Source organism: Streptomyces sp. NPDC000410, assembly GCF_040300305.1.
Classification (GTDB): domain Bacteria; phylum Actinomycetota; class Actinomycetes; order Streptomycetales; family Streptomycetaceae; genus Streptomyces.
Genome location: NZ_JBEPDM010000014.1, coordinates 1 through 5,487, shown reverse-complemented (window position 1 = coordinate 5,487; position 5,487 = coordinate 1). Strand labels below are relative to the sequence as shown.

Genomic DNA, 5,487 nt, shown 5'->3' with positions numbered 1-5,487 from the left:
TGTTCGTCGGCTTCAGCGCGGCCCGGGAATCGCCGAGGTCCGCTAGCGCCTCTGGCGGGCTTCGGGGCTGGGTGTCCTGGGGTCCGCTTTTGGCTGTGGCGGTGTTCGTCGGCTTCAGCGCGGCCCGGGAATTCCTGAGGTCCGGAAATTCCTTCGGCAGGGTCCGGTACGGGTTGTTCCGGGGTCCGCTCTTGGCCGCGGTGGTGCCCGTCGGCCCTGGGGGTGCCGTACGTCCCCTTGAGTGGCCCGGGTCCCGGGCCACTCCCGCCCGCGCCGGGGGCCTGCGGCGGCGTCGCTCCCGGCCCCGCCCCTTCCCGCAGTGTCGACGTGGGGCTTCGCCCTGGCCCCGTGGCGAGGGGCGCCTGCGGCGGGCCTCACCCCACCCCGCCCCTTCCCGATAATGGGGCTGCGCCCCAGCCCCCGCTTGCGGGGGCTCCGCCCCCGAACCCCCGCGCCTCAAACGCCGGCGAGGCTGGATTCGCCAGCCCGTCTGGGGGGAGTTTGAGGACACGGCCAACGGCCGTAAGGGGGCCTGAGGGCGAAGCCCCCGACCATCCAGCCCCGCCGGCGTTTGAGGCGCGGGGTCTGGGGCAGCGCCCCAGTTTCGGGAAGGGGCGGGTAGGGGAAGAAGCCCGCCGCAGGCGCGCCAACATCGCCGCCCACCGGCCGGCCTACGCCCCGCACGCATCGCCAGGCCACGGCCGCGACGCCTCCAGCCACCGACCGGAGCTCACCCCGCGAGCCACCCCACCCATCCCCATCAGAATCGCGTCAATACGCCCCCTGCCACCGTCCCTCGACCGATTCGCCCGTTTTCGGGGCTGTAGCTTTCGACGAGGCGTCCATCGACGGACGCGGCTGACACAGCGCGGCTGTCACGAAGGACAATGAGGCCATGGGACGCGGCAAGCTACGGATCTACCTCGGCGCGGCTCCGGGCGTCGGCAAGACGTACGCGATGCTCTCCGAGGCGCACCGCCGCGTCGAGCGGGGCACGGACTGCGTCGTCGGCTTCGTGGAGCACCACGACCGGCCGCGCACCGAGGTCATGCTGCACGGCCTGGAGCAGATCCCCCGCCGCGAGATCGAGTACCGGGGCTCCGTCTTCACCGAGATGGACGTCGACGCCGTACTTGCGCGCAGACCGGCCGTCGCCCTCGTGGACGAAATGGCCCACACCAACGTGCCCGGCTCACGTAACGCCAAGCGCTGGCAGGACATCGAGGAACTGCTCGCCGCCGGGATCGACGTCGTCTCGACCGTCAACATCCAGCACCTGGAGTCGCTCGGTGACGTCGTCGAGTCGATAACCGGCGTACGGCAGCGCGAGACCGTCCCCGACGAGGTCGTCCGCCGCGCCGACCAGATCGAACTCGTCGACATGTCGCCACAGGCGCTGCGCCGCCGCATGGCCCACGGCAACATCTACAAGCCGGACAAGGTCGACGCCGCGCTGTCCAACTACTTCCGCCCCGGAAACCTCACCGCCCTGCGCGAGCTCGCCCTGCTCTGGGTCGCCGACCGCGTCGACGAGTACCTCCAGCAGTACCGCGGTGAGCACGACATCCGCTCCACCTGGCGCGCCCGCGAACGCATCGTGGTCGGCCTCACCGGCGGCCCCGAGGGACGTACCCTCATCCGCCGCGCCGCCCGGATGGCCGCCAAGGGCTCCGGCAGCGAGATCCTCGCCGTCTACATCGCCCGCAGCGACGGCCTCACCTCCGCCTCCCCCAAGGAGCTGGCGGTCCAGCGGACCCTGGTCGAGGACCTCGGCGGCACGTTCCACCACGTCATAGGCGATGACATCCCCTCCGCGCTGCTCGATTTCGCGCGCGGCGTCAACGCCACCCAGATCGTCCTCGGCTCCTCGCGCCGCAAGGCCTGGCAGTACGTGTTCGGCCCCGGCGTCGGCGCCACCGTCGCCCGCGACTCCGGCCCCGACCTGGACGTCCACATCGTCACCCACGACGAGGTGGGCCGCGGCCGTGGGCTGCCGGTGGCCCGCGGCGCCCGGCTCGGCCGCTCCCGGATCATCTGGGGCTGGGCGGTCGGCGTGGCCGGCCCGGCCCTGCTGGCGTTGCTGCTGACCAACATCGACGTCGATCTCGGCCTCGCCAACGACATGCTGCTGTTCCTGTCGCTGACGGTGGCCGCGGCACTCCTCGGCGGACTGCTCCCGGCGCTGGCGTCGGCGGCCTTCGGCTCCCTGCTGCTGAACTACTACTTCACCCTGCCGCTGCACCGGCTCACCGTCGCCGACCCCAAGAACATCGTCGCCATCGTGATCTTCGTGGGGGTGGCGATCTCCGTCGCCTCCGTCGTCGACCTGGCCGCCCGCCGTACCCACCAGGCCGCCAGGCTGCGCGCCGAGTCCGAGATCCTCTCCTTCCTCGCCGGCAGCGTGCTGCGCGGCGAGACGTCGCTCGACGCCCTCCTCGAACGCGTCCGCGAGACCTTCCTGATGGAGTCCGTCGCCCTACTGGAGCGCGGGAGCGACGTCGAGCCGTGGACCTGCGCCGGCAGCGTCGGCCCCGCCCCGGCCGACCGCCCCGAGGACGCGGACGTCGACATGCCCGTCGGCGACCACATGGCCCTGGCCCTGTCCGGCCGCGTCCTGCCCGCCTCGGACCGCCGCGTCCTCGGAGCCTTCGCCGCCCAGGCGGCCGTCGTCCTCGACCGCCAGCGCCTCGTCGGCGAGGCCGAGGAGGCCCGTAAGCTCGCCGAGGGCAACCGGATCCGCACCGCGCTGCTCGCCGCCGTCAGCCACGATCTGCGCACCCCGCTCGCGGGCATCAAGGCCGCCGTCACCTCGCTGCGCTCCGACGACGTCGAATGGTCCGAGGAGGACCGGGCCGCCCTCCTCGAAGGCATCGAGGAGGGCGCCGACCGGCTCGACCATCTCGTCGGCAACCTGCTCGACATGTCCCGCCTCCAGACCGGCACCGTCACCCCGCTGATCCGCGAGACCGACCTCGACGAGGTCGTCCCCATGGCCCTCGTCGGCGTCCCCGACACCGCCGTCGAGCTGGACATCCCGGAGACGCTCCCGATGGTCCGCGTGGACCGGGGGCTGCTGGAGCGGGCCGTCGCCAACATCGTCGAGAACGCCGCCAAGTACAGCCCCGACGCGACATCCGTCCTGGTGTCCGCGAGCGTCCTCGGCGACCGGGTGGAAGTACGGGTCGTAGACCGCGGGCACGGCGTCCCCGACGACGCGAAGGAACGGATCTTCGAGCCCTTCCAGCGTGTCGGCGACGCCCCGCGCGGCGCGGGCGTCGGTCTCGGCCTCGCGGTCGCCCGCGGCTTCGTCGAAGCGATGGGCGGCACCCTGACCGCGGAGGACACCCCCGGCGGCGGACTGACCATGGTCCTGACCCTCCAGGCGGTGCCCGGCCGTGTACCGGTCGGCTCCGAACTCCCCGCCCGGATCACCGGCTGACCGGCCGGGCCACCCCGACACACGGACGAGAGAAGAGAGGAAGGCACTCATGACCCGAGTGCTCGTGGTCGACGACGAGCCGCAGATCGTACGCGCCCTCGTGATCAACCTGAAGGCGCGCAAGTACGAAGTGGACGCGGCACCCGACGGGGCGACGGCGCTGCAGCTCGCCGCGGCGCGCCACCCGGACGTCGTCGTTCTCGACCTCGGTCTGCCGGACATGGACGGCGTCGAGGTGATCAAGGGCCTGCGCGGCTGGACCCGGGTCCCGATCCTGGTCCTCTCCGCCCGGCACACCTCCGACGAGAAGGTCGAGGCGCTCGATGCCGGCGCCGACGACTACGTCACCAAGCCCTTCGGCATGGACGAGCTTCTCGCCCGGCTGCGCGCAGCGGTGCGCCGCGCCGAACCCGCCGGCGCCGGCGAGGACGAGGTCGTCATCGTCGAGACCGAGGGCTTCACCGTCGATCTCGCCGCGAAGAAGGTCAACCGGGACGGCCGCGACGTACGCCTCACCCCCACCGAGTGGCACCTGCTGGAGGTGCTCGTACGCAACACCGGCCGGCTGGTCAGCCAGAAGCAGCTGCTCCAGGAGGTGTGGGGGCCCTCGTACGGCACCGAGACCAACTACCTGCGGGTGTACATGGCGCAGCTTCGCCGCAAGCTGGAGGCCGACCCGTCGCACCCGAAGCACTTCGTCACCGAGCCGGGCATGGGATACCGGTTCGAGGGCTGATCTCCGCTCCGGAGCACCCCGGTACGCTTTCTGTATGAGTGCCGCATCCCGACCCGACAACGCAGCGAAGCCGGCGGGCCGATTCCGCCGGATGCTCGACCGGCTGTCCAGCTCCCAGCAGGACCTCGAGTCCGAGGAGCTCAAGGAGGACGCCGCGGCGACGGGCTGCACACGCATCTGCGACTGCGGCGACCGCCAGATAGTCAAGGTGACTGGTACGTTGCGCACGGTCACCCTGCGACCGCGGGCCGGTGTCCCGGCCCTGGAGGCGGAGCTGTTCGACGGCTCCGCAGCCCTGGACGTGGTGTGGCTGGGCCGGCGCTCCATCGTGGGCATAGAGCCGGGCCGCAAGATGATCGCCTCGGGCCGGATCGCCATGAGTCACGGCCGACGGGTGCTGTTCAATCCCAAATACGAGCTCCGACCGCTCGGACAGGAGTAGCCGGTGACGTCCCTCGACAAGCCGACCACGCAGGAACAGGAAGACAACGCCGCCCACGACCACGACCATGCCAAGGCCGTGACCGAAGCGGCCTTGTTCGAGGCCTTCGGCGGGCTCCGCGGCCTGGTGGAGACGGTCCTGCCCGGACTGCTCTTCGTCACGATCTTCACGATCAACCAGGACCTGCACGTCTCGGCGATCGCGGCCCTCGCGGTGTCGCTGGTCCTCGTCGCCGTACGGCTGGTCCGCAAGGACACCGCCAAGCACGCGTTCAGCGGGGTCTTCGGGGTCGCGGTCGGCGTCGTGTTCGCGATGATGACCGGCGACGCGAAGGACTTCTACCTGCCCGGCATGCTGTACACGCTGGGCCTGGCTCTGGCGTACATCATCTCGACGCTGGCGGGAGTCCCGCTGATCGGCCTGATCCTCGGCCCGGTCTTCAAGGAGAACCTCTCCTGGCGCACCCGCAACCCGGGCCGCAAGAAGGCGTACGCCAAGGCCAGCTTGGCGTGGGGCCTGATCCTGCTCGCCAAGTGCGCGATCCTCTTCCCGCTCTACTGGTGGGCCGATACGACGCAGCTGGGCTGGGTCCTGGTCACGCTGAAGATCCCGCCGTTCCTGCTGGCGGTCTACCTGACCTGGGTCTTCCTGGCGAAGGCGCCGCCGCCGATCGATGTCTTCGCGGAGATGGAGGCGGAGGAGGCGCGCGAGCGCGAGGCCGCTGCCGCGCGCGACCGCGGGGAGTAGCCGCCGCCTGTACGCCGAGGGGCCCGGGACCGACACGGTCCCGGGGGCGTCCTCGGACGGGTCGATCGGTCCGGTGCCGACCACGTACAGAGTGCCGTCACCGGTCACCGTGGCGCCGTGCTG

General features: G+C 71.4%; 4 protein-coding genes. All 4 read left to right on the top strand.

The genetic code is table 11. The features are described from left to right. The first annotated feature begins 895 nt into the window (after positions 1 to 895). The 4 genes from ABT342_RS16950 to ABT342_RS16935 are packed head-to-tail and all read left to right on the top strand — an operon-like array spanning position 896 to position 5,364. Positions 896 to 3,439 carry an ATP-binding protein gene (locus ABT342_RS16950; protein WP_351573586.1) on the top strand — a complete coding sequence of 848 codons (2,544 nt, stop codon included), beginning with the start codon at positions 896 to 898 and terminating at the stop codon, positions 3,437 to 3,439. Positions 3,440 to 3,488: 49 nt separating this feature from the next. Further along, a complete protein-coding gene (locus ABT342_RS16945) occupies positions 3,489 to 4,175 on the top strand; it encodes a response regulator (RefSeq protein ID WP_351573583.1) in 687 nt (228 codons plus the stop codon). Positions 4,176 to 4,209: 34 nt separating this feature from the next. Then, a complete protein-coding gene (locus ABT342_RS16940) occupies positions 4,210 to 4,617 on the top strand; it encodes an OB-fold nucleic acid binding domain-containing protein (RefSeq protein ID WP_351573580.1) in 408 nt (135 codons plus the stop codon). A gap of 3 nt (positions 4,618 to 4,620) precedes the next feature. After that, positions 4,621 to 5,364, top strand: coding sequence for a DUF3159 domain-containing protein (locus ABT342_RS16935; protein ID WP_351573578.1), 744 nt, complete (start codon positions 4,621 to 4,623; stop codon positions 5,362 to 5,364). The last annotated feature ends 123 nt before the right edge of the window (positions 5,365 to 5,487 follow it).